This is a genomic window from Paraburkholderia graminis C4D1M, assembly GCF_000172415.1.
Taxonomy (GTDB): Bacteria; Pseudomonadota; Gammaproteobacteria; order Burkholderiales; family Burkholderiaceae; genus Paraburkholderia; species Paraburkholderia graminis.
The window spans coordinates 361,161-384,432 of record NZ_ABLD01000005.1 but is presented as its reverse complement, the minus strand read 5'-3'; the positions used below and the strand labels follow the sequence as shown (position 1 = coordinate 384,432).

Annotated in this window: 17 protein-coding genes; 6 read left to right on the top strand and 11 right to left on the bottom strand. The window is 63.0% G+C overall.

Going from position 1 to position 23,272, the window contains the following annotated elements:
* The first annotated feature begins 63 nt into the window (after window positions 1-63).
* On the top strand, window positions 64-2,241 hold the full coding sequence (locus BGRAMDRAFT_RS12020; RefSeq protein WP_006049010.1) for a malate synthase G: 2,178 nt from the start codon (window positions 64-66) through the stop codon (window positions 2,239-2,241).
* 182 nt (window positions 2,242-2,423) lie between these two features.
* Here BGRAMDRAFT_RS12020 and galU read toward each other — a convergent pair whose 3' ends face one another.
* A complete protein-coding gene (gene galU, locus BGRAMDRAFT_RS12015) occupies window positions 2,424-3,338 on the bottom strand; it encodes a UTP--glucose-1-phosphate uridylyltransferase GalU (RefSeq protein ID WP_006049009.1) in 915 nt (304 codons plus the stop codon).
* 284 nt (window positions 3,339-3,622) lie between these two features.
* A complete protein-coding gene (locus BGRAMDRAFT_RS34510; RefSeq protein WP_006049008.1) occupies window positions 3,623-3,778 on the bottom strand; it encodes a hypothetical protein in 156 nt (51 codons plus the stop codon).
* Window positions 3,779-4,012: 234 nt separating this feature from the next.
* On the opposite strand from BGRAMDRAFT_RS34510, the gene BGRAMDRAFT_RS12010 reads away from it, so the two are divergent.
* Window positions 4,013-5,248 carry an acyltransferase family protein gene (locus BGRAMDRAFT_RS12010; RefSeq protein WP_006049007.1) on the top strand — a complete coding sequence of 412 codons (1,236 nt, stop codon included), beginning with the start codon at window positions 4,013-4,015 and terminating at the stop codon, window positions 5,246-5,248.
* Between the two features lie 115 nt (window positions 5,249-5,363).
* Here BGRAMDRAFT_RS12010 and BGRAMDRAFT_RS12005 read toward each other — a convergent pair whose 3' ends face one another.
* From BGRAMDRAFT_RS12005 to BGRAMDRAFT_RS11995, 3 genes are read right to left on the bottom strand one after another with little or no spacing between them, the layout of a single operon-like run.
* The gene (locus tag BGRAMDRAFT_RS12005; protein ID WP_006049006.1) at window positions 5,364-7,838 is read right to left on the bottom strand and encodes a glycosyltransferase family 4 protein; all 2,475 of its coding nucleotides are present in this window, start codon (window positions 7,836-7,838) and stop codon (window positions 5,364-5,366) included.
* The gene (locus tag BGRAMDRAFT_RS12000; RefSeq protein ID WP_006049005.1) at window positions 7,835-9,301 is read right to left on the bottom strand and encodes a flippase; all 1,467 of its coding nucleotides are present in this window, start codon (window positions 9,299-9,301) and stop codon (window positions 7,835-7,837) included. Before BGRAMDRAFT_RS12000 ends, BGRAMDRAFT_RS12005 begins: the two co-directional genes overlap by 4 nt.
* 35 nt (window positions 9,302-9,336) lie before the next feature.
* Window positions 9,337-11,538, bottom strand: coding sequence for an NHL repeat-containing protein (locus tag BGRAMDRAFT_RS11995; RefSeq protein WP_006049004.1), 2,202 nt, complete (start codon window positions 11,536-11,538; stop codon window positions 9,337-9,339).
* 706 nt (window positions 11,539-12,244) lie between these two features.
* On the opposite strand from BGRAMDRAFT_RS11995, the gene BGRAMDRAFT_RS11990 reads away from it, so the two are divergent.
* Genes BGRAMDRAFT_RS11990 through gmd form a run of 3 tightly spaced genes read left to right on the top strand, consistent with a single transcriptional unit; the run spans window position 12,245 to window position 15,221 of the window.
* On the top strand, window positions 12,245-13,342 hold the full coding sequence (locus BGRAMDRAFT_RS11990; RefSeq protein ID WP_006049003.1) for an acyltransferase family protein: 1,098 nt from the start codon (window positions 12,245-12,247) through the stop codon (window positions 13,340-13,342).
* Between the two features lie 46 nt (window positions 13,343-13,388).
* Window positions 13,389-14,138, top strand: coding sequence for an SGNH/GDSL hydrolase family protein (locus BGRAMDRAFT_RS11985; RefSeq protein ID WP_006049002.1), 750 nt, complete (start codon window positions 13,389-13,391; stop codon window positions 14,136-14,138).
* A gap of 39 nt (window positions 14,139-14,177) precedes the next feature.
* Complete coding sequence (gene gmd / locus BGRAMDRAFT_RS11980) at window positions 14,178-15,221, top strand: GDP-mannose 4,6-dehydratase (RefSeq protein ID WP_006049001.1); 1,044 nt, start codon at window positions 14,178-14,180, stop codon at window positions 15,219-15,221.
* Window positions 15,222-15,371: 150 nt separating this feature from the next.
* Here gmd and BGRAMDRAFT_RS34970 read toward each other — a convergent pair whose 3' ends face one another.
* Window positions 15,372-15,749, bottom strand: a complete 378-nt coding sequence (locus BGRAMDRAFT_RS34970; protein WP_198143912.1) for a hypothetical protein — start codon at window positions 15,747-15,749, stop codon at window positions 15,372-15,374.
* A 69-nt stretch (window positions 15,750-15,818) separates the two neighbouring features.
* Here BGRAMDRAFT_RS34970 and BGRAMDRAFT_RS11975 point away from each other — a divergent pair, with 69 nt between their 5' ends.
* On the top strand, window positions 15,819-16,970 hold the full coding sequence (locus BGRAMDRAFT_RS11975) for a Fic family protein (RefSeq protein WP_198143910.1): 1,152 nt from the start codon (window positions 15,819-15,821) through the stop codon (window positions 16,968-16,970).
* Window positions 16,971-16,994: 24 nt separating this feature from the next.
* On the opposite strand, the gene BGRAMDRAFT_RS11970 is transcribed toward BGRAMDRAFT_RS11975, so the two are convergent.
* The 5 genes from BGRAMDRAFT_RS11970 to BGRAMDRAFT_RS11950 all read right to left on the bottom strand — a co-directional run bounded on the left by BGRAMDRAFT_RS11970 (window position 16,995) and on the right by BGRAMDRAFT_RS11950 (window position 23,214).
* Window positions 16,995-18,161, bottom strand: a complete 1,167-nt coding sequence (locus tag BGRAMDRAFT_RS11970; RefSeq protein ID WP_006048999.1) for a glycosyltransferase family 4 protein — start codon at window positions 18,159-18,161, stop codon at window positions 16,995-16,997.
* A gap of 73 nt (window positions 18,162-18,234) precedes the next feature.
* A complete protein-coding gene (locus BGRAMDRAFT_RS11965; protein ID WP_006048998.1) occupies window positions 18,235-19,464 on the bottom strand; it encodes a glycosyltransferase family 4 protein in 1,230 nt (409 codons plus the stop codon).
* Window positions 19,461-20,987 carry a hypothetical protein gene (locus BGRAMDRAFT_RS11960; protein ID WP_006048997.1) on the bottom strand — a complete coding sequence of 509 codons (1,527 nt, stop codon included), beginning with the start codon at window positions 20,985-20,987 and terminating at the stop codon, window positions 19,461-19,463. The genes BGRAMDRAFT_RS11965 and BGRAMDRAFT_RS11960 overlap by 4 nt, the downstream gene beginning before the upstream one ends.
* Before the next feature lie 3 nt (window positions 20,988-20,990).
* Window positions 20,991-22,196: a glycosyltransferase gene (locus BGRAMDRAFT_RS11955; RefSeq protein ID WP_044020920.1), complete on the bottom strand. Its 1,206-nt coding sequence runs from the start codon at window positions 22,194-22,196 to the stop codon at window positions 20,991-20,993.
* 85 nt (window positions 22,197-22,281) lie between these two features.
* Entirely contained in the window at window positions 22,282-23,214 is a 933-nt protein-coding gene (locus BGRAMDRAFT_RS11950) for a glycosyltransferase family 2 protein (RefSeq protein WP_006048995.1), read from the bottom strand.
* Between the last annotated feature and the right edge of the window lie 58 nt (window positions 23,215-23,272).

Below are 23,272 nucleotides of genomic sequence, written 5' to 3'. Positions count from 1 at the left end.
AGCAGTAGCCCCAACGCGGGCCGATACCCCACATCGGCCCCACTCAGACAGATGGAGCAGTCGATGACTCAGATGAACCCGCGTGGCGGCTTGCAGGTCGCCGCCAATCTCGACCAGTTCGTCGAAACCGAAGCCCTGCCCGGCACCGGAATCGACAGCGCCGCGTTCTGGTCGGGTTTCGACGCCCTCGTGCACGAGCTGGCGCCCAAAAACCGCGCGCTGCTCGCCGAGCGCGATCGCCTGCAAACGGAACTCGACAACTGGCATCGCGCGAATCCGGGCCCGGTGCGCGACTTGCGCGCGTATCGTGCGTTTCTTGAAGGCATCGGCTATATCGTGCCCGCGCCGGCCGGCGTGAAGGCGACAACCGCGAACGTCGATACTGAAATCGCCGAACAGGCCGGTCCGCAACTGGTGGTGCCGTTGTCGAACCAGCGCTATGCGCTGAATGCGGCGAACGCGCGCTGGGGCAGCCTGTACGACGCGCTCTACGGCACGGACGCGATTCCCGACACCAACGGCGCGGAGCGTCAGAAGAGCTTCAACCCGGTGCGCGGCGCGGCGGTCATCGCCTATGCCCGCAAGTTTCTCGACGAAGCCGCGCCGCTCGCGAACGGCTCGCATGCCGACGCGACGCGCTATAGCGTGCAGAACGGCAAGCTCGTCGTCGCGCTGAAAAACGGCACGAGCGAGCTTGCTGCGCCCGCGCAATTCATCGGCTATCAGGGCGACGCGAGCGAGCCCTCGGCGGTGCTGCTCAAGCACAACGGTCTGCACCTCGAAATCCAGATCGACGCGAACGACTCAATCGGCAAGACCGACGCCGCGCATGTCAAGGACGTGGTGGTCGAAGCGGCGGTGAGCACGATCATCGACTGTGAAGATTCCGTTGCGGCCGTGGACGCGAGCGACAAGGTTCAACTCTATCGCAACTGGCTCGGCCTGATGAACGGCGATCTGACCGAAGAGGTCACGAAAAACGGCAAGACGTTCACGCGCCGTCTGAACGCGGATCGCGAATACGTCGGCGCGGACGGCAAAACGCCGGTCAAGCTGCACGGGCGATCGCTGCTTTTTATCCGCAACGTCGGCCACCTGATGACCAATCCGGCAGTGCTGACGAAAGACGGCGCCGAGATTCCCGAGGGCATTCTCGATGCGGTTATCACGACGCTGTGCGCGCTGCACGACCGCAAAAACAGGCTCAATTCGCGCACCGGCTCGATCTATATCGTGAAGCCGAAAATGCACGGTCCGGCTGAAGTGGCGTTCGCGAGCGAACTCTTTGCGCGCGTCGAAGACTTGCTGAAGCTGCCGCGCAACACGATCAAGATGGGCATCATGGACGAGGAGCGCCGCACCAGCGTCAATCTGCTGGCGTGTATCGGCGAGGCGTCGGAGCGCGTCGCGTTCATCAATACGGGCTTTCTCGACCGCACCGGCGACGAGATGCACAGCGCGATGGAAGCCGGCCCGATGATGCGCAAGGGCGATATGAAGTCGAGCACCTGGATTGCAGCGTACGAGCGCAGCAATGTGCTGGTCGGTTTGCATGCCGGGCTGCGCGGCCGCTCGCAAATCGGCAAGGGCATGTGGGCGATGCCCGATCTGATGCACGCGATGCTCGAGCAGAAGATCGGGCATCCGAAGGCCGGCGCGAACACCGCGTGGGTGCCCTCGCCCACGGCCGCGACGCTGCATGCGCTGCACTATCACCAGATCGACGTGCAGGCGGTTCAGCAGGAACTCGAGCGCACCGATTACGCGAAGGTGCGCGACGAATTGCTCGACGGCCTGCTGACGATTCCCGTCGTCGAAACGGCGAAGTGGAGCGCCGATGAAATCCGCGCCGAGCTGGACAACAACGCGCAAGGCATTCTCGGCTACGTGGTGCGCTGGATCGATCAGGGCGTGGGTTGTTCGAAGGTGCCGGACATTCACGACGTCGGCCTGATGGAAGACCGCGCGACGCTGCGTATCTCGAGCCAGCACATCGCCAACTGGCTGCATCACCGCGTAGTCACGCGCGAGCAGGTTGAGGAGACCTTCAGGCGCATGGCGAAAGTGGTCGATCAGCAGAATGCCGCCGATCCGTTCTACACGCCGATGGCGCCGGGCTTCGACACGATTGCGTTCAAGGCCGCGCAGGCGCTCGTGTTCGAAGGACGTCAGCAGCCGAGCGGCTACACCGAGCCGTTGCTGCACAAGTTCCGGCTCGAAGTGAAGCAGGACCGGGCGTGAGGTTCGCCGCTGCGCGAACAGCGTTGAAGTTCGAGTAGCGGCAGCCGCAAAAAAAGACGGGCGCCTCGTTGCTGCGAGGCGCCCGATTTCAATGCGCGCGATGTATTGCGCGCTTTCTGCGTGATTTACGTGTGGACCGCAGCGATCGCAGACCGTAGCGAGCGTTGCGACCGCCGCCCCAATCAGGCCGCTTCAGCCGTGTACTCCGGCGGCACGCCGTGCGCGTTCGCCTGCAAATAAGCCTGCAAATAGGCTCCAAACTCGTCTTTGACTTCCGGATGACGCAGCGCGAACTCCACCGTCGCCTTCAGATAGCCGAGCTTGCTGCCGCAATCGAAACGCGTGCCGAAGTAGCGATAGGCGAGCACCTGCTCTTCGGTGAGCAGCGACTGCACGGCATCGGTCAACTGCAATTCGCCGCCCGCGCCGGGCTTCAGCGCGCGAATATGCTTGAAGATGGTCGGCATCAGCACGTAGCGGCCCACTACGCCGAGGTTCGACGGCGCCTTGTCCGGCGCCGGCTTCTCGACGATGCCCGAGAGCTTGATCACGTTGTCTTCCCACTCGCGGCCGTCGACCACACCGTATGAGCGGCTGTCTTCACGCGCGATGGTTTCCACGCCGATCACCGAGCTGTGATAGTGATTGAACGTATCGACAAGCTGGCTCATGACCGGCTTCGAGCTATGCAGCAGGTCGTCCGCGAGAATCACCGCGAACGGGCTCTGACCGACCAGCTTTTCCGCGCACAGCACTGCATGACCGAGACCGAGCGCTTCGGCCTGGCGAACGTAAAAACAGTCGACATTAGCGGGCTTGATGCTGCGCACGAGATCGAGCAGCTTCTGCTTGTTGCGCGCTTCGAGCTCGGCCTCGATCTCATACGACTTGTCGAAATGATCTTCGATAGCGCGCTTGCTGCGGCCCGTGACAAAGATCATTTCGGTGATGCCGGCAGCAATCGCTTCTTCGACAGCATACTGAATCAGCGGCTTGTCGACGATAGGCAGCATTTCCTTCGGACTTGCCTTGGTAGCCGGCAGGAATCGTGTCCCGAGGCCCGCTACGGGAAACACGGCTTTGGTGACTTTCAGCATGGTAGGCATTCCCAGATCGGTTAGAAATTGGTGTCGCGGGCATGGCGGCCGCTCGACGTCGCCGGAAAGGCTAACAAAAAAGCCACGCGAGATCACGCGTGAAATTTCTCAAACAATGCTTAATAAAACCGGTTTGCATCCATTGGAGCGGCGGGTAATGCGCAAGACAGGCAACAATTACATTGCAAAATCGAATTATTTTTAAGCAGTTGCGAAAAATTTACTCGTGGATTTTCTCGCGCCGCGCGCGAGTCCGTGCGCAACGAGGCGTGCCGCGGCCGGCTTTACGAACGGGCTTCTTCGTTTTCGTCGAGTTGCGGCAGCTTGCCCGGATTGATGCGAAAACGGCGGATCGGCTCATTACGCAGCGCTTCCCGGTAGGCGGAGGCGGCGACGAGGATCAGCAGCACGGCGATGCCGGCCAGCAAATGCAGGTTCATGACTTCACCTCTCATCAGGAGAATCCGTGCTTCAAAGTAGCATGACAAAACGGATAAATAATTATTCGATACGGCTCGTCATGTGTAATTACAATTCGTCACAAAATGGCCTTTTTAATGGAGAATATGGCCGATTTTTTATCCATTTTTGGTGCGCGCGGTGCACTAGCATGTGATGCACCGCGCGCGCATCGCGCGAATCCGCATTGCACCACTTCGAATAAAGGACCGCGCATGAGCGACTCAGCACTGGATGCCGCCGGCTCATCCCTGCCCCTGTCTCCTACCTCAAAACCCGCGGCAAAACTTGCCGCGCCGCGCGCGCAAAGCGACGCGCGCGCCGACAGCGCCGGCAAGGAACATGTGATCGACGCAATGCGAGGCTTCGCCGCGCTGCTCGTCGCGTACTTCCATTGCCGGCAGATCGAATGGGTCGGCATGCAGGCCTTTCACCAGAACGCCGGTCATTCATTCAGCCTGAATACGATTGCCGCCTATCTGACCTTTCCGATTGCGTGGGGCTCGGCCGGCGTGCCGATTTTCTTCGTGATCAGCGGCTACTGCATTCATCGCAGCGCTGCATTGCGGCTCGCCGCCAATCCCGCTTACCGGCTCGGCGCGGCGAACTTCTGGGTGCGCCGCTTTGCGCGCATCTATCCGGTGCTGCTCGCGGCATTGCTGCTGACGTTCGCACTCGACTGGTTCAGTCTGCAATTGCCGCCTGTGAGCCACAAGATTCGCGAGATCGGCCTCGAGGCATTTCTCGTCAATCTGTTTTCGCTGCAAGGCGTGGCCGGCAAGACCTATGGATCGAACGGCGCGCTGTGGACGCTCTCGCTCGAAGTGCAGTTCTATGCGATCTATCCGCTGCTGTTCGCACTGCGCCGGCGCATTGGCATGACGTCGGTGCTCGCGATAGTCGGCGTGGTCAATGTCGTGTCGGCTTATGCGCTCGAGCGGCACGACATTCAGTTCTTCACGTCATACTGGTTTTCGTGGACGCTCGGCGCATGGATCGCCGACGCGAAGGCGCACAGCGTGTTGCAAACGCGTTCGTCGCGGTGGCTTTACGCGCTCGCGGCGGCCTGCATCGCGCTCGGCTGCGCGGCGTTTCATTTCGGTCAGTACGGTGCGTTCCAGTTGTGGGCGATCGGCTTCGCGTTCTATCTGTACAAGGCGTTGGAACCCAACGACCGCAATAAGGGCAACGGCAGCGGCCGCGCCGGTTGGGGCCTGCGGCTGCTGTCGCGCTTCGGCGACTTCAGCTTCTCGCTGTATCTGATTCATCTGCCGATCTTCGTGCTGCTCTCGTCGCTGCTGTTCCGCTCGTCGTTGCAGATGTCGATCTGGCCGTCGTTCGGGTACATGCTCGTCGCGGTGCCTGCCGCGTATGTGTTCTATCGTCTCGTCGAATTGCCGGCGATGAAGTGGTCGGCCAGTTTCAAACCGAAAACGAAAAGCGCGCTGTAACGTTCCTGAAAAAAAACGGAGCAAGGCCGGCGAGTTCGTCGCTGACTCATGCTCCGCTTTCTTTCTTTCACGCAAGCGGCGCTCAAAATCGCGAGCGCCGTCCCTTCCTCAAGCGTCACGCATCCGCAGACTTCTTCGCCGACGCCGCCACGCGCCTCAGAATCCGCTCGACGCTCTCGACATACGCTTCCGTGCCGAAACGGCTCAGCGCCGTCCTGTAGCCGTTTTTAACGAGCCTCTCGCGCAGTTCCGCATTCGAGCGCAGTTCGGCCAACGCGTCGGCCAGCGCGTGCGCATCGCCCGGCGTGCACAGCACGCCGTTCTCGTAGTCGTCGACGATCTCCAGCACGCCGCCCGCGCGTGCGGCCACCACGGGCCGCTGCGCGAGCATGCCTTCGACGATCACGCGGCCGAACGGCTCGGGCGTGATCGACGTATGCACGACCGCATCGACGGCACACATGCACGCCGGAATATCGTGCTGAAAGCCGAGGAAATGCACGCGGCCACCGAGCTTGTTCGCCGCGACGAACGCATGCAGTTCGATCTCGTACTGATCCTCGCCGAAGAGCGGCGCGCCGACCAGCACCGCGTGCATGTGCGGATTGAGGACCATCGCTTCGAGCAGCACATGCTGGCCTTTCCAGCGCGCGAGCCGGCTGAACGAGCCGACCAGAAACGCATCCTGCGGCAGGTTCAGGCGCTCGCGCAGCGTCGCTTGCGGCACGTCGCGCAACGCGTCGAACGGGGCTGCGGAAATGCCGTTGAATACGACGTCGATACGCTTGTCGTCGAACTGCGTGAGTTCGGCAAAGGCACGCGCCGATGCCGCCGAATTCGCGATCACATGGCTAAGGCCGAGGCGCGCGCACCACTTGATGATCGCAAGCTGCTTGCCGCCGAAATGCTCGGGACTCACGATGTCGCGCAGATGCCAGACCACCGGCCGCCTCGCGAGCTTGCCCGCGACCGCGCCGATCACCATCGCGCGCTGCGTGTTCGCATAGATCACCTGCGCATTGCGCGCGCGTTTGGCCGTCGCCCGAACGAGCGACAACAAACCCTTCAGCGCCGCGCCCTTCGGCAGCGAGCCGCCCTGCTTGCGCACGTTGCGCAGCGCGCCGGCGTCGAGCACCTCGACGCTCACGCCCGCTTTGTCGAGTGCGGTGCGGAACGGGCCGTCGTCGAACAGCACGACCTCGATGCGCGAACGCAGCGCCTTGACGATCTCGAGCAGCGACAATTCGGCGCCGCCGAGCACGCCGCTTTGATCGACCGCGAGAATGCGCGGCGCGTTCGCCGTAGGCCCGGCGCGCTCCGGTACATACGGCATGTACGGCGACAGCGTCGCGTTGCGCAGCGCGGGGACAGCAGCGCGCACATGGGCGAAAAGGCGCTCGCGGAAATTGGCCGCGGAGAAACGCTCGGCGTTCGCGCGGCAGTCCAGCGGCGAAAAACGCTTCACGTGTGCGTCGAAACGCTCGACCGCGGCAATGATCGAGTCCGCGCTTTGCTCGTCGAAGAACATGCCGGTCGCGCGCGGCTCGGCCACGTCGCGCACGGTTTCGAGCGCTCCGCCCTTGCCGTACGCGATCACCGGCGTCCCGCACGCCTGCGCCTCCACCACCGAAATGCCGAAGTCCTCCTCGGCGGCGAACACGAACGCCTTCGCGCGGCTCATCCGGTCCTTGAGCACCTCGAACGGCTGATAGCCCATGATCTCGACATTCGCGCCGGCCTTCGCGCGGATCTTCTGCATCTCGGGACCGTCGCCGATCACGACGAGTTTGCGCTCGGGCATACGCGCGAACGCCTCGACGATCAGATCGATCTTCTTGTACGGCACCATGCGCGACGCGGTCAGATAAAAGTCGTCCTTCTCCGTGCATAGCGTGAAAGCATCGACGTCGACGGGCGGAAAGATCACTTGCGCATCGCGCTGATAAACCTTCTTGATGCGCCGCGCGATGAACTCCGAGTTCGCGATAAAGCCATCCACGGAATTCGCCGTGCGGATGTCCCAGTTGCGGATGTAATGCAGAATCAGCCGCGCCATCGCGGACTTGAGGCCGCTCGTCAATTTCGACTGCTGCAAGTACTGATGCTGCAAATCCCACGCATAACGAATCGGCGAATGCACGTAGCTGATATGCACCTGGTCGGGACCGGTGAGAATGCCCTTCGCCACCGCGTGGCTGCTCGAGATCACGACGTCGTACGCGGACACATCGAGTTGCTCGATGGCGAGCGGCATCAGCGGCAGATAGGTGCGGTACTTCGTGCGTGCGAGCGGCAGCTTCTGGATAAACGACGTGGTCACGGGCTTGCCGCGCAGGAAGCTGCGGTCGTCGAGAAAATCAACGAGGCTGAAGAGGTCCGCGTCCGGAAAGCACGCGACGATCTGTTCCAGCACCTTCTCCGCGCCTGCATAGGTGACGAGCCAGTCGTGCACGATCGCGACGCGCACGGTTTTATTGTCGCGCGATGCGGTGCGCGAAGGCGTGCCTATAGCGGGAGCCGTGGTCAGTTCGGCCAGTGCGCTGCGCGTCGGCGGTTGCAGCACGGCTTCTTCAAGGACTTCGTGGTTCATGCGCTTTTCCTCGGATTCAGTCGCAACAGCAGTGAACGCGCTAGATCGCGCAATGCGGGAGTCATCGTGATGGACCAGGCGATGTTCGCGCCGACCATCAGCACGCCGGCGACAATCGCCATCGCGAGGCCGGGCAGGAAGCCGGAGAGCCAGAGGCTCGCCAGCAGGAAAACGAGGTGAGCGAGCATGTCGAGCGCGATCTGCCGCGCGCGGATTGCGGAGAGCCGCAGCAGCACGACGTAGTCGAAAAGTGCGCGGCCGGCCACCGCGATCGCCGCGCCGGTCAGTCCGAAATGCGCGATGCCGAACCACAAAGCCCCTGCAAACAAGGGCAATTCGAAGAGACCGACGCGTGCGGCCGTGGCCGGATTGACCTGCGACTGGATCAGGATGCGCGTCACGTTCGCCTGGCCGACGAGCCAGACGGCGACGATCATGATGCGTCCCACCGGCGCCGCGACGGTCGCAATCTCATTGCCCACCCATAGATGCAAAAACGGTTCGAGCACGAGCATCGCGATCAGCGCGACGGGCGTGAACACGCCGTTGAGAAATTCGAGCGATTGCTGCGTGATGGTGTCGGCGTCCGCGCGGCCGACAGCGGAGAGCCTTGGAAACAGCGTGCGCACCATCGCGGTCGGCACGATGTTCAAACGCGTGACGAGGTTTTGCGGCACCGTGTAATACGTGACGAAGCGCGCGCCGAGACTAGTGCCGAGCATCACGCGGTCGAGCGATTCGGCGATCATGTTGGTGACGCTCGCAATCAGCATCCAGCCGCCGAAGTTGAAAAGCCCCTTCGCCACGCCGAGCTGCGGCGGCAGAATACTGCGTATTTCAAGCACTTTTAGCGCCGAACGGCCGAGCAGGATCGCGGCGAGTATGCGTGCGAATACTGCGGCCGCGAGCACGTTCTGCAAATTCGCGCCGAGCCAGAGCGCCGCGCCGAGCGGCAGGAGCTGGAACAGGAAAGTGCCGATCGTCTGATTCGTGTTGTAGACGCCGAAGCGTTCCGCGCCGTTGATCGCGCCTGCGAATACCCACGAGACATTGGCCAGCGGAATCGCCACCGCGAGCCACGGCAACGCCATGTAGACCTCGTGCTGCAGTTCCGGCGATACCTTCGTGAAATACGCGGTGTACAGAAACGCGCCGAAATAAATAATCAGTCCGCCGATTACACCGGTCCCGAGATTGAGCCACGTCGCGCTCCAGAACACGCGCGCGCTTTCGTCCTTGTCGCCCGATGCGCGCGCTTTCGAAATGTGATTCTGCGCGGCCATGCTCATGCCGAGATCGAGAATGCCGAAGTAGCCGATCAGCGTCCACACGAGACTGATCACGCCATAGCGCTCGACGCCCAGCAGTTTGATATACGACGGCACGGTCACGAGCGAGACGAAAGTCGGCAGCACGAGGCCGAAGAAATTGATCGCTACGTTCTTGAGAATGCCTTTGTCCATCGGATGCCCTGGGTTCGACTGCGATTGGTAATTCGTCACGGTTTCCAGCGGTACATGAGCACCTTGCCGCGCGCGTCTTCCTCGACGAACACGAGGTACTCGCCGTTGCTCCGCTTCGCCGCGCTGATGCCGTTGGGCACGTCGACCCAGCCCGACGCGCGGCCTACTTCTGGCCCCGGCCGAATCACGCCGAGTTCACGGCCGTTGTCCTTGTCCCACACGTGCACGGCGCCCACGGGTTCGACGCCGAAGATGTATTGCCCTTCGACCGTGAGGCCGATAATCGTCGCGATGGGTTTGCTCTGCGTCTGCCAGGGGAGCGTGATCGAATAGCGCTGCACCGGCTTGCCGCTCGACCACTTGTCGTAGCGCACGAGCACGCGGCCCACTTCCTTCCAGAAGCCGCGGTCGGCCGGCGTGTCCGGCGTATAACCGGTCACGTACAGCGTGTCGGTGTCGGGTTCGTAAATCGCGCGATGCAGCTCGGCGAACGGTTGCGGCACCGGGTATTGCGTGAGGTCCGAATACGAATAGAGCGGGTTGCCCTTCGCATCGATGCCACCGAAGCGGAAGCGATAAATGCCCTTCGTATCGCGTGTGCGCCAGATGTCGCCGGCGCTGTCGACCCACCAGCCCCAGCCACCCGCGAGCTTCGTGCCGGTTGTGTTGAGCGCGAACTCGTCGGAATTGAATTTGCCGTCGCCGTTTGCGTCGCGCCAGATCCAGTCGCCGCCCGGCGGCGCGTTCGGCACCTTCGCGACCGCACGCTCGCGGCCCGCGATAAAGCCCGACGGAATCGCAGTCTCGCCGTCGCGTTGCGGATCGAAGCGATAGATCTTCAGATGATCCGCATACATGTCCGTCAAATACAGAAACGTGCGGCCCTTCAGCTTGCGGGCAATCGGCAGGCCCGGATACTGGTCGGTGTGAAAGACCGGATCGTCGGGATACTTGAATCGGTTAGACAGGAATCCGACATATTTCCAGTCCTGCCCCGCGGGTTTCGAGAGGTCGAGTTGGAAGCGCTTATTGCCGGTATAAACGCTGTCCGGTCGCGACGGATCTATCCACGCGCCGTCGACGAAAAGCAGTCCCTGAACGAGCCAGTTCTGTTTGCCGTCCGGCGCGTAGCTTTCGAGCGTCGCGCCAAGGCCCGCGCCGATCGGCTCATAGCGCGGACCGATGCCGTTGGTCGACACGTACACATTGCCGCGCGCATCCACGCCCACACCGGTGAGTCCGTTAAAACGCCGCGGTCCTGGCCTTCCGACGACGCCGCTAAAAATGCCGCCGCGCTCGCCGAGCGAACCGCTCTCTTCGTAGCGCCCTTCCTTCTTGCTGAAGAACAGCACCTGCTGACGCGGGCCGTTATCGGCGATCAGCACACGGCCTGTTGCATCGACGGCGACGTCGACCGCGAGCGTATCGGCGGGCAGTTCTAAGTTCTCGTCGATGCGTTTTCCGCTCGACGTGTAGTGCTCCACATGCGGCGCGCGATCGTTGCGCGTGCCGCTCAGCACCCATAGCGTGCCGTCCGGCGCAAGCGCGAGGCGGCCCGGTTCGTGCACGCTCCACGTGGTCTTCTGCTGCATCGATTCCGCGTCGTACACCTCGATGCGATCGCGCGCGGTGTTCGCCGCGTAGAGCGTCGTTTCGCTCGCCGCGAGTCCGCCGATTTCGGCGCTCGTGCCGGTCGGCACTTCGTTCATCATCAGGAAGCCGGCGGCGAGTTGCGCATGCGGATCGGCGCTCTTCGCCGCAGGCTGAAACGGTGCGGCGCGTTTCGGATCGGCGATCTGCCGGCGCGAGATGCCGAACCACTGCTTGCCCTTTTCCGGCCACACGCCCGGCTGTACGAGCCGGCCTTTTTCGTTGCCGACTGCAATTGCGACAAACGCGTACTTGCGATTGATCGCGATTGCATTGCCGCCGCTGTTGCCCCAGCCGTGCGTGCCGCCTGCGAAGCCGAGCATCTTGCCGTTCTGATAGACGCTCGCCTCCGCACCGCTTTCGTCCCACGGCGCATTCGTATAGACCTTGCCGTCGGGCGCGACGGCAATTGCCGTGATGTTGATTTGCGTCCAGGTGCCGTCGCCGAAGCCGAACGTATTGCCGATCCACGACGTCTTAGCGTTCAACGCCGTTTCGGCACGCGCGATCGAGCCGGCCGATAGAGCGGCCAGCCCGGCAGCGCACGCGAATATCGCGAGACGGCGTTTGAACGTGAAGCGCAGCAAGGTATGTCCTCCAGTCGATGCGGATCGATGCTTTAAAACCATGAGGCTGATAGGCGAGCGCGCGCGAGCGTCACAGACTTACGCTGCTATCCGCACACACAGGCATTCAATGAAGGTGACGGCATGCGCCGCAAGTTGCCGATGAAAGACGAAGCGCGAACGTTCGCCTATGCCACGCAGGCCGCATAAGCCACGTCGAAATGCGGTGCTCGGCGCACGCGCCGTCCTTGGCCGCCCAATCCGCACGGTTCACATTACGCGTACAAAAGTCGGCGACGAAAATCAAAAATAATTCAAAAATATTCCCGGCTTTATACCGGGATAAAGAAATCGATTTAAAAATGGATTAAAAGAAAATTTGGCCGTGCCATGCTGTATAAGGAGCACGCTTGCGGATGCATGAGCCCATGTTTTACCGACTCCGCTTCACCGATCCGGCGAATTCACGCATGAACTCGGACTCGGGCTCCGGGTACAAGACAAGCATGAAAACCGCCTTCAAATGGATAACGAAACACCCTGTTGCAATCTGATTCACTTATCCATTTCATTCGCGTTTTTTCGCGATTTTCTTTTGCCTAGAATCGATTGCAGCCGGATTGCATTCCGATTGCGCTCCGGATCGCGGCCGTTATCGGCGCGACGCGTCTTTCGCAATGCCTTGCGGCTTCTCGCGGCTTTATCCGCTTCACACCATGGACGGTTCATGACTGCTAGCGCCCTGCCCATAGCGCCTTCTCATTCACGCCGCATCGTGCAGCTCGACGGCTTGCGTGCGATCGCCGTGCTCGCGGTGTTCGCGCAGCACGCATTGAAAGCGCCGCTGTGGATGGGCGTCGATCTGTTCTTCGTGCTGAGCGGCTTTCTGATCACCGGCATCCTGCTCGAACGCAAGGCGCGCGGGCAGTCGTACTTCGGCTATTTTTATGCACGCCGCGCGCGGCGCATTCTGCCGCCGTATCTGCTGCTGATGGTGGTGTCGTCGATCCTGTTCGGCTTCGGTTGGGCGCAGCACTGGCAGTGGTATGCGTTCTTCGCGACCAACATCGGCGATGCGCTCAACCAGAGCGGACACGACAGCCTGAATGTGCTGTGGTCGCTTGCCGTCGAAGAGCAGTTCTATATTGTGTGGCCGTTCGTGATTCTGCTCGTGCCCGAGCGTGTGCTCGCATGGGTCGCGGCCGCGCTGATCCTGCTCGTGCCGGTGCTGCGCGCGGTGGCCACGCCGTGGTTCGATTCGTTCTGGCCGATCTATTACCTGACGCCCTTTCGCATGGATCTGCTGGCGGCGGGCGCGCTGCTCGCGGTCGCCGTGCGGCGCGATCGTGACGCGCTCGAACCGTTCAAGGGCGTTGCGGTGCTCGGCGTGATTGCCGCACTCGCGGCGCTCGCGTGGCTGCATCTGCATTTCCCGCGTTTTCGCGCGGCCAATACGCCGCTGTCGAACGCGGGGCTTTACAGCATTTCGTTGGTGCTTTGCACGTCCGTCGTGGTCATCGCCCTGCAAAGCCGGGGCATCGTCAAACGGCTGTTGTGCAATCCGGTGCTGGTGTACATCGGTACGATCAGCTACACGATTTACCTGATTCACCTGAGCGTGCTGTATGCGTTGTGGCCGCTGAACATGAGCCGCTATGCGACCGCTGCGCTTGCGCTCGCGATCACCCTCGCCTATGCAAGCGTCACATGGTTCGCGTTCGAAAAGCGGCTGATTTTCGGCTCGCGCGGCAGGGCGCACGCGACGGCCGGTGCGGGTGCGAGTGTGCCGCGCGCCGCGCCGCAAGCACCGCACGGCCGCGCATGAAGTGGCACATGAGGTGGCACATGAAGTGGCGCATGAGGTCGCACGCATGAAGCGCCGCGCATGCGCCGCCGCGGCAGCGATGCTCGCGCCGCTTACCGCACTCATCACGCTCACGGCATTTACCGCCGCAACGACCGCGCATGCTCAGGCCGCGCAGCACCAGATTGTGATCGATGCCTACGGCGACTCGACGACGCTCGGCATTTCATGCAGCGAAGGCCGTTGCGCGCCGCAAGCGCAAAACGCCGTGGCCTATCTGCAGGACAAGCTGCAGATGCATTTCGGCGAGCGCGTGCACGTCGTCAACTATGGCGTCGGCGGGACGATGGCGACGCAATTGCGCGACGGCACCGGCAACCGCCGCGCCGGGCCGACGGCCGGTTTGCCGTGGCGCGAACGGCTCGCGGCATCGCCCGCGCAGATCGTGCTGATCAACTACGGCATCAACGAAGTGATGCAGGACCAGACGCCCGAGCAGTTCTACGCAGCGCAGAGCGCGCTCGTGCAAACGGCTCGCGCGCTCGGCAAGGAGCCGGTGCTGGAGACGTCGAATCCGATGCCCGATAACCGGCTCAACGCACGGCTCGCGTCGATGGTCGCGGTGACGCGCCGCGTCGCCGCCGAGCAGCACGTGCCGCTCGTCGACCAGTTCGCGTACATCAGCAGCCTGCCGGACTGGAAGACGCTGATGTCCGACGGCGCGCATCCGAAGCCGGGCTTGTACCGGCTCAAGGCCGAGCAGGATGCCGAGGTCGTCGAACCGCTGGTGCGGCGGCTCCTGGATGGCACGCTCTGAGGTGCTCTTTTTTTCTTTTACCCATATCGAAGGCAAGCTATGAGCCAACCACGCAAAGCGATCATCACCGGTGTGTCCGGACAGGACGGCGCCTATCTGACCAAGCTGCTGCTCGACAAGGGCTATCAGGTGACCGGCACCTACCGGCGCACGAGTTCGGTGAACTTCTGGCGCATGCGCGAGCTGGGCGTGCTCGATCATCCGAATCTGCGTCTCGTCGAGCACGATCTGACCGATCTCGGCTCGACGCTGCGTCTGCTCGAAGGCGCGCAGGCCGACGAGCTGTATAACCTGGCGGCGCAAAGCTTCGTGGGCGTCTCGTTCGATCAGCCGGTCACGACCGCCGAGGTGACCGGCATCGGCGCGCTGAATCTGCTCGAAGGCATCCGCATCCTCAATCCGAAGATGCGTTATTACCAGGCGTCGACGTCGGAAATGTTCGGGCTCGTGCAGGCGGTGCCGCAACGCGAGGACACGCCCTTCTATCCGCGCAGTCCGTATGGCGTGGCGAAGCTGTTCGCGCATTGGTCGACGATCAACTATCGCGAGTCGTATGGTCTATTTGCGAGCAGCGGCATTCTGTTCAATCACGAATCGCCGCTGCGCGGCCGCGAGTTCGTGACGCGCAAGATCACCGACACCGTCGCGAAGATCAAGCTCGGCAAGCAGGACGTGCTGGAGCTCGGCAATCTCGGCGCGAAACGCGACTGGGGCTTCGCGCTCGAATATGTCGAAGGCATGTGGCGCATGCTGCAAGCCGACGAGCCGGATACCTTCGTACTCGCAACGGGCCGCACTGAAACGGTCCGCGACTTCGTGCGCATGGCGTTCGCAGCGGCCGGTTATCAACTCGAATGGTCGGGCAAGGAAGAGCGCGAAACGGGTATCGACGTGGCGACCGGCAAGACGCTCGTGCGCGTGAATCCGAAGTTCTACCGGCCGGCCGAAGTGGATCTGCTGATCGGTTGCGCGGACAAGGCGCGCGAGAAGCTAGGCTGGGAGCCGCGCACGAGTCTCGAGCAACTGTGTCACATGATGGTTCACGCGGATCTTGGGCGGAATGAGCATCAGGAGACGTTTTGAGGTAAGGGGCGCGGGGACGGCGTGACGGCTGTGGGGGCGGCACGCGAGAGCCGCGCGTCGCGGTCGGAGAGCACGTCGTAAGCTGGTAAACGACATTTATCCGCGTTCCTTAGCTGGTTTACGACAAATTCGCCAATCCGCCCGTGCCGATTAGCTGGTAAACGACACGCCTCCCGGATAGCGTTTTAGCTGGTAAACGACAAAACCGGTAGAATGGAAGCTGGTTAACGACAAATTCCCGGCTCCATGCCCTCCCTCGAAGTCGAAAAACGACAATCCGATGAAATTGTCTTCGCGGCCGGTGACACCGGCTTCGACCGCACGCTTCAAAGGCGCGCGAAGGAAGGCGGCCTGTTGCGCGTCGCGCGAGGCGTCTACGTCGAGCCCGGTAATCAGGAAGAGGTCGCGGGGCGGATTCGCCGAAACTGGCAGAAAATCGCCGCGCACGCGGTGCCTGGCGCGGTAGTCTCCCACCGTAGCGCATTCGCCGGCGGCATCACCGCGGCCAATGAAGTCGTACTCTCCCATCCCACGCGGTTTAACCGGCGTATCACCTACCCCGGCCTCACGCTCGTGCTGATGAAAGGCCCTGGGCCTATGCCCCGCGATCTGCGGCTTGGATCGCTCGATCTTTACTGGGCCTCGCAGGAACGTGCGCTACTCGAAAATCTCGCGCGGGGGGCGGCCGCAACCCGGGCGTCGCGCGAGGAGATTGAAGAACGCCTCGTTGCCTGCCTGAGCGCGAACAAAGAGCCAGGCCTCAACCAGATTCGGGATCGCGCTCGCGAACTTGTCGAACCGCTCGGCGCAGCAACGAGCTATGAGACGCTCAACGGACTGATAGGCGCGCTGCTGAGCACGCATTCAAAGGGCGTGCTCAAAACGAAGGCTGGATTGGCTATCGCCCAGGGCGCGCCTATCGACATGGCGCGCATGACGCTCTTCGGCACGCTGGCAACCGCGCTACGCACGGCGGTGTTGCCCGACATCGTGGACGTGGCCGTTGCGGGCGACAGCCGCATCCATTTCGCGTTTCTTGAATCGTATTTTTCCAACTATGTCGAAGGAACACGGTTCTCTGTCGAGGAAGCGGAAGGCATCGTCTTGCGCAATCAGATCGTTGCGCAAAGACCCAAGGATTCACACGACATCCTGGGCGTATTCAATCTGGCGTATCGCACCGAGACCCGCGCAATAGTGCCGCCAGTCGGTGAAGATTTCATCGACGTGCTTCAGGAGCGCCATCGGATCATGCTCGAGCGCAGACCTGAGGCAGACCCTGGCAATCTGAAGCTCGAGGCAAATTATGCGGGCACCACGCAGTTCGTCGAGCCCTCTCACGTTCGCGGCACGCTCGCCGAAGGATCTCGCCTCGCGTTGACCGTCCCCGAGGGCCTCGCGCGGGCCATTTTTTATCTCTTTCTGATCGCGGAAGTTCATCCCTTCGCGGACGGCAATGGGCGTCTGTCGCGGCTGATCATGAATGCGGAGCTTTCGCGGGGCGAGCGCGCTCGCATCATTATCCCCACGCTTTTCCATCCGCAGTTCGTGGACTGCCTGAGAGCCCTCACACAAAGCGGACGTCCCGAGCCGCTCATCAGTTCCCTCGCACGAATGGCAGCGTGGTGCGCGGGCTTCGACTATGCCGAACTTGAAGCAGTCGTGCCCGCCATGCGCAGCGCACACGCGTTCGAAGAGTCGCCGGCGGAATTCCGGCTGCTCAATGCGGACGGCAGCCGGGCCACGTAGTAGCGTCTCGTCCCGTCACAAAGCTCAGTGCACCCCACCTGCCCCAATAGCCTCCCCATAAACCGCAGCCACGCGCTTCGCGATCACCGAATTATCGAAGTTCTCACGCGCATAGCGCCGGCACGCGTCGGCGTCCGGCAGCTTCAGCCTGCCGCTTAGCGCGCCTGCGAGACCCGCCGCGATGGCTTGCGCGCCCGTCTCCGGCAACACGAGATCGGGCGACAGCCCCGCCACCGCTTCCGGCAAGCCGCCGACCGGCGTTACCAGCACCGGCGTGCCCGACGCGAGCGACTCGACCGTGATAAGCCCGAAGCCTTCGAGCGCCACCGTCGGCACCACGCTGATATTCGCCGCACGATACAACGCCGCGAGATGCTGATCGGGCACGAAGCCGAGCAGCTTCACATTGTCCTGCAAACCGGCCTCGTCGATGCGCGCCTGCAATTCGTCCGCGAGACGCCCCTTGCCCGCGATCAGCAGCAGCACGTCCGGATGGGCCGCCTTCAGCAGCTTGACCGCATCGATCAGATCCTCCAGACCCATGCGCCGCACGAGACGCCGCACCGCCAGCACGATCGGACGATCCTGCGGCAATTGCAGCTTCAAGCGCGCTTCGGCGGGTGTGATGGGCAGATTGAATTGCTCGACGTCGACGCAACCCGGCACCACGCGCACGCGGTCCGGCGAAATGCGATAACGCGAAGTCAGAATCTTGCCGAACGCCTCCGACAAGACGATGAGCCGCGACGAACGCGCATACACGGACTGCTCGAGATAACGCTTCGCGCGCTGGCCGAGCGAATCGGCGCCTTCGACGTGGCTCTCGTCCGCCCACGGTCCCTGAAAATGCGAGACCTGCGGAATGCCGCGCGTCACGTCGAGCCCAGGAAACGTATAGAGCGCGAAGTGCGACGAGATCACGTCGGGACGCGAGCGGCCGATCTCCTCGCGCAGCGCGCGGCGTGCGGCCATCAAGCGCAATGGCAGCGATTGCCCGGCCGAGCCGAAGCCGTTGATCGCACCGCCAGTATCGGCGGCCACTTTCGGCGAGCCGGCCACGACGCCGCGCACCGCGACGCCCGCGCCCGGCAGCGCGCCGACCAGCGAGTAATACATGCGGTCGAGGCCGCCCGCGCGCTCGGGGAACCAGTGCATCCCGATCTGCAGCGATTTGATTGAGCTCGTCGTCATTGTCATTGCCCCTTGTTTGTGTCGTGAGGTATTCGTTGGATTGCGATGGTCGCGTGTCCGACGCGCCGTCGCTTCATTCGCCGCTCTTGTGGCCGGCCAGCGAGTTGAGCGTCAGCGCGTCGGTCTTCGCGACCGCCGCCGCGTCGGCCTCGCTGCGCCGGCGATTTTTCTGCTGCCCTTCGAGCTGCCGATACAGCGCAATGTATTGCGCGGCCATGCGCGCCCAGCCGAAGCCGGTCGCGAGTTCGTTGGCGGCTTTGCCCATGTTGCGGCGCGCGTTGTCGTCGGCGGCAAGGCGCGCGACTGCGGCAGCGAGCAAGCGCGGATCGTCGGGATCGTCGAGCACGATGCCGCATTCGGGCGTGATGATCTCGGCGCCGCCCGCGGTGCGCGCGGTCACGACCGGCAGACCCGCGGCCATCGCTTCGAGCAGCGACAGGCTCATTGCCTCATAACGTGATGGAAACACGAACGCATCGACGGAATGCATCAACACGGGCATCTCTTTCACGAGCCCGAGAAAATGCACGCGATGCGCGATGCCGAGCGCCTTCGCTTCGTCCGGATAAGGACTGCCCGGCAGGAAACCGGCCACCGCGATATGCACATGCTCGGGCAAATGCTTGAGCGCAGCCAGCACCGTACCGAGGTTTTTGCGCGGCGTCCGCAAATCGCCGACGAACAGCAGCAGGAACGCATCGGAAGGCAGACCGAATTTCGCACGATCGCCGGTGGCCGCCGCAAAGCCTTGCGTATCGACGCCGTTATAGATCACGTCCACGCGGTTATCCGGCGTGAGGCCGATCGCGCGGATTTCGTCGGCGACCTTCTGCGAGACCGCCGTGATCACCTTCGAGCGCCGGTAAGCCCAGCGCTCGAGCAGCGCATTGCAGCGCGTATAGATCGACTGATACGCGGACCACACGCCCTTCAGCAGCCCGAACGGGTAGTACTTGCTGCCGAGCCAGCCGCTATGCACGAAGTGCGATGTGTTGACGTCGGCGGGCATCCACGTAATGAAGCCGTTCACATGCAGCACGTCGTATTCGCGGCGATGCGCGCGCAGCCACAGCGCGCTCTTGAACGCGAACACCTGCTGGCGCAACAGATTGGTGGGCCACCAGCGGCCGATTTTGATCGGCGCCCAGCGGACATTCGGATGAACGAGCAGCTCGGGCGCCACATGCGAAGCGATCAGCGTCACGCCGATGCCTTCGTCGAGCGCCGCGCGCGCGATCTCGTGGTTGACGCGCCCCTGGCCGTCGTTATGGCGCACAACGTGCGTGACAATGGCGACTCTCAATCAGTGCCTCCGTGAAAAATTGGCGTGCGCGATGGGCTATTGACCGCGTTGACGCGGTTGATCTTGTCGTAATGCACCGCGGAAAGAATCGAAAAAACGCTCATGAAAAGCAGCAGTCCGCCGGTGCCGACGAGCGAATTGGTGAACACGAGCATCGCGAAGGTCGCGAGGCACAGGCTCAGGCACGCGGACACGTATTTGTCGTGGCGCAATCTGAACGACGCGAGGACCGCGCGCGTGAGCAGCCACACGATGCCCGACATATAGAGCAGCGTGCCGGGCCATCCAAGCACGAACGGTATGTTCATCACGCCGCTATCGAAGTTGCCGTACTGGCCGAGTTGGCCGCCGTCGTTCGAGAGTTTCGTCGAGGTGCCGGTCGCGCCCATGCCTTCGCCGGAGACATCGGTGAAGGCGGTCTTCGCGAAGGTCGCGTAGAACTCGTTGCGCGCGGCATAGCTCTGGTCGTCGTTCAGATTGACGATGGTCGACAGACGCGCCTGCATCCGCTCGGCCACCGGACCCACCGCGAGCAGCGGCACGCATAACCCCGCAAGCAGTACCGCGCTCGCGACGATCCGCAAGCGCACCTTGTTGTTCGACTTGATCAACTGGATCAGCAGCGCGATGACCCAACCGCCCCAGGTGGAACGCACGAGGCTCAGCGCAAACGAGAAGAAGCCGAGCGCCGCCGCGACCCAGCGCACGCGATGCGTGGCGGCCATCACGTAGACCATCGCGCCCATCATCGCGAAGGCGAACGGTCCCGACGAATTCATCGTGCTGAAGACGCGCACGCCCATCGGCACGGGGTCGCCTTGCGAGTTCATCTGCGAGCCGAGCATCCACAGCGCATCCCACTGCGGCATGATGAAAAACTGGATCAGGCCGTAGCCGCCCATCACGAGCATGCCCCAGATAAACGTGTTGACGATGATGTCGCGATACTGCGGATACTGGCGCGTGTTCGCCATGATGTGAAAGCCGATCAGGATCGGATAGAGCCAGTTCGCGAGGTCGTAGGTGGCCGCGAGCGGACCGCTCGACACCACGCCGACGAGGTACGCATAGACGAGGCCGAGCAGGATCAGCAGCACAGGCAGACCGCGTCGCTGGCCGAGCAGCCGGTAGTAGCGCAGCAGCGAGAACGCGCTGATCATCGTGACCGCGAGCGGCGCGACCTGGATCAGGCTCGTCGGCGTGAACGAGCCTTTGGACCAGTCGGCAAGACGCCGTACTTCCGGGCTCAGAAACCACAGCCACCACATGAAGCCGATGTAGCGTGCGGGGCTTTTGAAGTAGAGCCACAGGCCCGTGAGAATCGCGAGGACGGGAAACGCGAGCGTCAACACCGTGCCTTGATGCGCGACGATCAGCACCGCCGTGATGAGCCAGAGCATCGCCGATGGTAGCCATTCGCGGCGGCCTCGCCTTGCGCCCTGCACGGCCGCCGCCTCTACAGCGCTGGACATGCCAGGTATGCCGGGCGTAGGCGGAAAGTCCGCTCGCGGGAACATCGACATCGCTTACAGACCTCCGCGCGATTCTTGCGCGGCGCCGGCCTGCGCTTGCCTGCTTGCGGCGTTATTCGCGGCCTTGCTCGCGGCCTTGTCCGCGTCGGCGCTCTGCGCGCCCCGGCCGCGCACTCCAGCGCGTGCACGCAGCATCTCCTGCGTGATGCGTACATGCTGCATCGCGTAGTGCTCGGTCGTGAGATCGCGCGCGAGCAAACCGGCGGCGGCCGCTTGCGCCTGTCTCAGTGCATCCATTGGCGCGGCGGCGAGCTGATCGACGGCATCGCGCAACGCGGGCGGATTGAATGGCGGAATGTAGAAAGCCTCGCTCGCCGGAAAATAATCCTGCAAGGCGCCGACGTTGGTCACGACCATCGGCTTGCCGACCGCCGCCGCCTCGAGCATCACCGTAATGCCCGACGCGTGCGTATTCGGGCGCAATGGCACGACGATCACATCGGCCCAGTCATACAACTCATGCTGTTTCTTGATGCCGGAGAACAGCGCGATTTCGACGTTCGGCGCGCGCAGCGAAGCGGGAATCCGGCGACGCGTGGCGAGCTTCACCGTGTAGCGCGCGTCGTTGCCGAATGCCTTGATGAGCGTCTCCCAGTCGCGGTCGCGGTCGTTGCCGATCGCGGCGATGCGGATCGGCGAATGCGGCTTCCATTCGGTCGGCGTCTTCACGGGGAAGTCGCGCGTGTTCAGTCCGTACAGCAACGGCTTCGCGTCGCGATCGAAATAGCGCTTGCACAGCGCGGCGTTCTCGCTGGCGAGCGTGGTCAACTGATCGGCGCGAGTCATCAGCTTGCGATACAGCCAGCGACGCACGATGCCATACGAAGGCCACTTGTCGAGCAGCCACACGCTTTGCGCGAGCAATAGCGGCGACGCATTCGCGCCGGCCTTGCGGCCGCTCAGCAGAAGCATCAGCGCGGCGGAAAGCCATTCCTGCTCGGTATGCGTCCAGATCACGTCGGCACTCAACATGTCCGCGCGATTGCGCCACGTGTGAATGAAATCGAAGCCGAACGCCGCCTTCAGTGCCCGGCGCGCGAGGCGCACCGGTTTGTTTTCGCGCGCGTCTTGCGAATAGCTGAGCGCGAACGCGTCGGACTCGGCGTGGTGATAGCCGTACAGGCAACCGATGTTGTCGCCCGGTCGATAGAAACGCGGATCGGCGCCGTAAAACAGATGAACGTGAACCTTGGTAGTCATGTAGAGATTCCCTTTGCCGATGCCGATGCCGATGCCGATGCCCATGCGTCCCACCCGCTGCGTGCCGCTTGCATGAACCGCCGCTTCACGCGGTCCGCGACAACGCGCGCCGCGCTTCGTGCGCGCCGGTCCGCACCGCGCGCCAGCGCGAGAGCTTCAAACGCGCCTGTTTCGACAGCAGCGCGAGCGCCGCATGCGTGAGCCCCGGATACACCTTCGTGCCGACGAGCGTCCACCACCACCACGCGGTTTCGCGGCGCAGCGGCGGCAACTGGTCGCGCAGAATCAGATGGAAGTTGAACGCGGCGTTGCGCAACGCGGCCATGGTCTGCGCGTCGCGGCGGTCGTCGTCGAAACGTTCGGCGGGGAAATGATCGACCGCCACGCGCGGGTCGTACATCAGCTTCCAGCCGGCGTTCTTGACCGCGAGGCTGAACGCCATGTCGTTGTGAACCTGGGCGCCCGCGCCGCGCAGCCGTGCATCGAAACGGATGTTGCGCACCGCGTCGCGCCGATAGCTCATGTTGGCGCCCTTCAGGATGTCGACTTCGCGTGCGCCGCCCACGCCGAGATGATGATTGCCGATGATCTTGCCGTGCGCGGTGACCTTGCCGACCAATGGCCGCTCGCCGTCGAGCACGCGGCCTTTTTCGTGCACCCAGTCGCGGCCGCCGAGCGCGCCGAGCCGCGCGTCGCTTTCGAACGCGGCGGCGATGCGCTGCACCCAGTCGGGATGCGGCGCGGCGTCGTCGTCGGTGATCGCGATCACATCGCCGCTCGCGGCGTCTAGTCCGCGATTGAGCGCGGCGACCTGGCCGGGCACGTCGACGAGCGCCACCGACAGCGGCAACTTGCCCGGCACCGCCGGATCGCGCAGACAGGTATGCGTCGCGTCGTCGTCGGCGCGAGCAACCACCACGACTTCGTCGGGCGCGCGCGACTGCCGTTGCAGCGCCGCGAGGCAACGCGCGAGGTCGGCCGGGCGGCGGTAAGTCGGAACCAGTACCGTCACTTTCATTGCGATGTCCTTGTTGCTGAGTCCTTGATGCGATGCGTTTCGCTAGCCGAGGCCGTTA

What these genes read in the sequence shown, in the direction of transcription:
- BGRAMDRAFT_RS11985 (WP_006049002.1), top strand. Translation starts at nt 13,389, where the DNA reads ATGAAGCGCCGCGCATGCGCCGCCGCGGCAGCGATGCTCGCGCCGCTT.
- BGRAMDRAFT_RS12005 (WP_006049006.1), bottom strand. Translation starts at nt 7,838, where the DNA reads ATGAACCACGAAGTCCTTGAAGAAGCCGTGCTGCAACCGCCGACGCGC.
- BGRAMDRAFT_RS11955 (WP_044020920.1), bottom strand. Translation starts at nt 22,196, where the DNA reads ATGACTACCAAGGTTCACGTTCATCTGTTTTACGGCGCCGATCCGCGT.
- BGRAMDRAFT_RS12010 (WP_006049007.1), top strand. Translation starts at nt 4,013, where the DNA reads ATGAGCGACTCAGCACTGGATGCCGCCGGCTCATCCCTGCCCCTGTCT.
- BGRAMDRAFT_RS11970 (WP_006048999.1), bottom strand. Translation starts at nt 18,161, where the DNA reads ATGACGACGAGCTCAATCAAATCGCTGCAGATCGGGATGCACTGGTTC.
- BGRAMDRAFT_RS12000 (WP_006049005.1), bottom strand. Translation starts at nt 9,301, where the DNA reads ATGGACAAAGGCATTCTCAAGAACGTAGCGATCAATTTCTTCGGCCTC.
- galU (WP_006049009.1), bottom strand. Translation starts at nt 3,338, where the DNA reads ATGCTGAAAGTCACCAAAGCCGTGTTTCCCGTAGCGGGCCTCGGGACA.
- BGRAMDRAFT_RS11990 (WP_006049003.1), top strand. Translation starts at nt 12,245, where the DNA reads ATGACTGCTAGCGCCCTGCCCATAGCGCCTTCTCATTCACGCCGCATC.
- BGRAMDRAFT_RS11960 (WP_006048997.1), bottom strand. Translation starts at nt 20,987, where the DNA reads ATGTCGATGTTCCCGCGAGCGGACTTTCCGCCTACGCCCGGCATACCT.
- BGRAMDRAFT_RS11950 (WP_006048995.1), bottom strand. Translation starts at nt 23,214, where the DNA reads ATGAAAGTGACGGTACTGGTTCCGACTTACCGCCGCCCGGCCGACCTC.
- gmd (WP_006049001.1), top strand. Translation starts at nt 14,178, where the DNA reads ATGAGCCAACCACGCAAAGCGATCATCACCGGTGTGTCCGGACAGGAC.
- BGRAMDRAFT_RS34970 (WP_198143912.1), bottom strand. Translation starts at nt 15,749, where the DNA reads ATGGGAGAGTACGACTTCATTGGCCGCGGTGATGCCGCCGGCGAATGC.
- BGRAMDRAFT_RS12020 (WP_006049010.1), top strand. Translation starts at nt 64, where the DNA reads ATGACTCAGATGAACCCGCGTGGCGGCTTGCAGGTCGCCGCCAATCTC.
- BGRAMDRAFT_RS34510 (WP_006049008.1), bottom strand. Translation starts at nt 3,778, where the DNA reads ATGAACCTGCATTTGCTGGCCGGCATCGCCGTGCTGCTGATCCTCGTC.
- BGRAMDRAFT_RS11975 (WP_198143910.1), top strand. Translation starts at nt 15,819, where the DNA reads ATGCCCCGCGATCTGCGGCTTGGATCGCTCGATCTTTACTGGGCCTCG.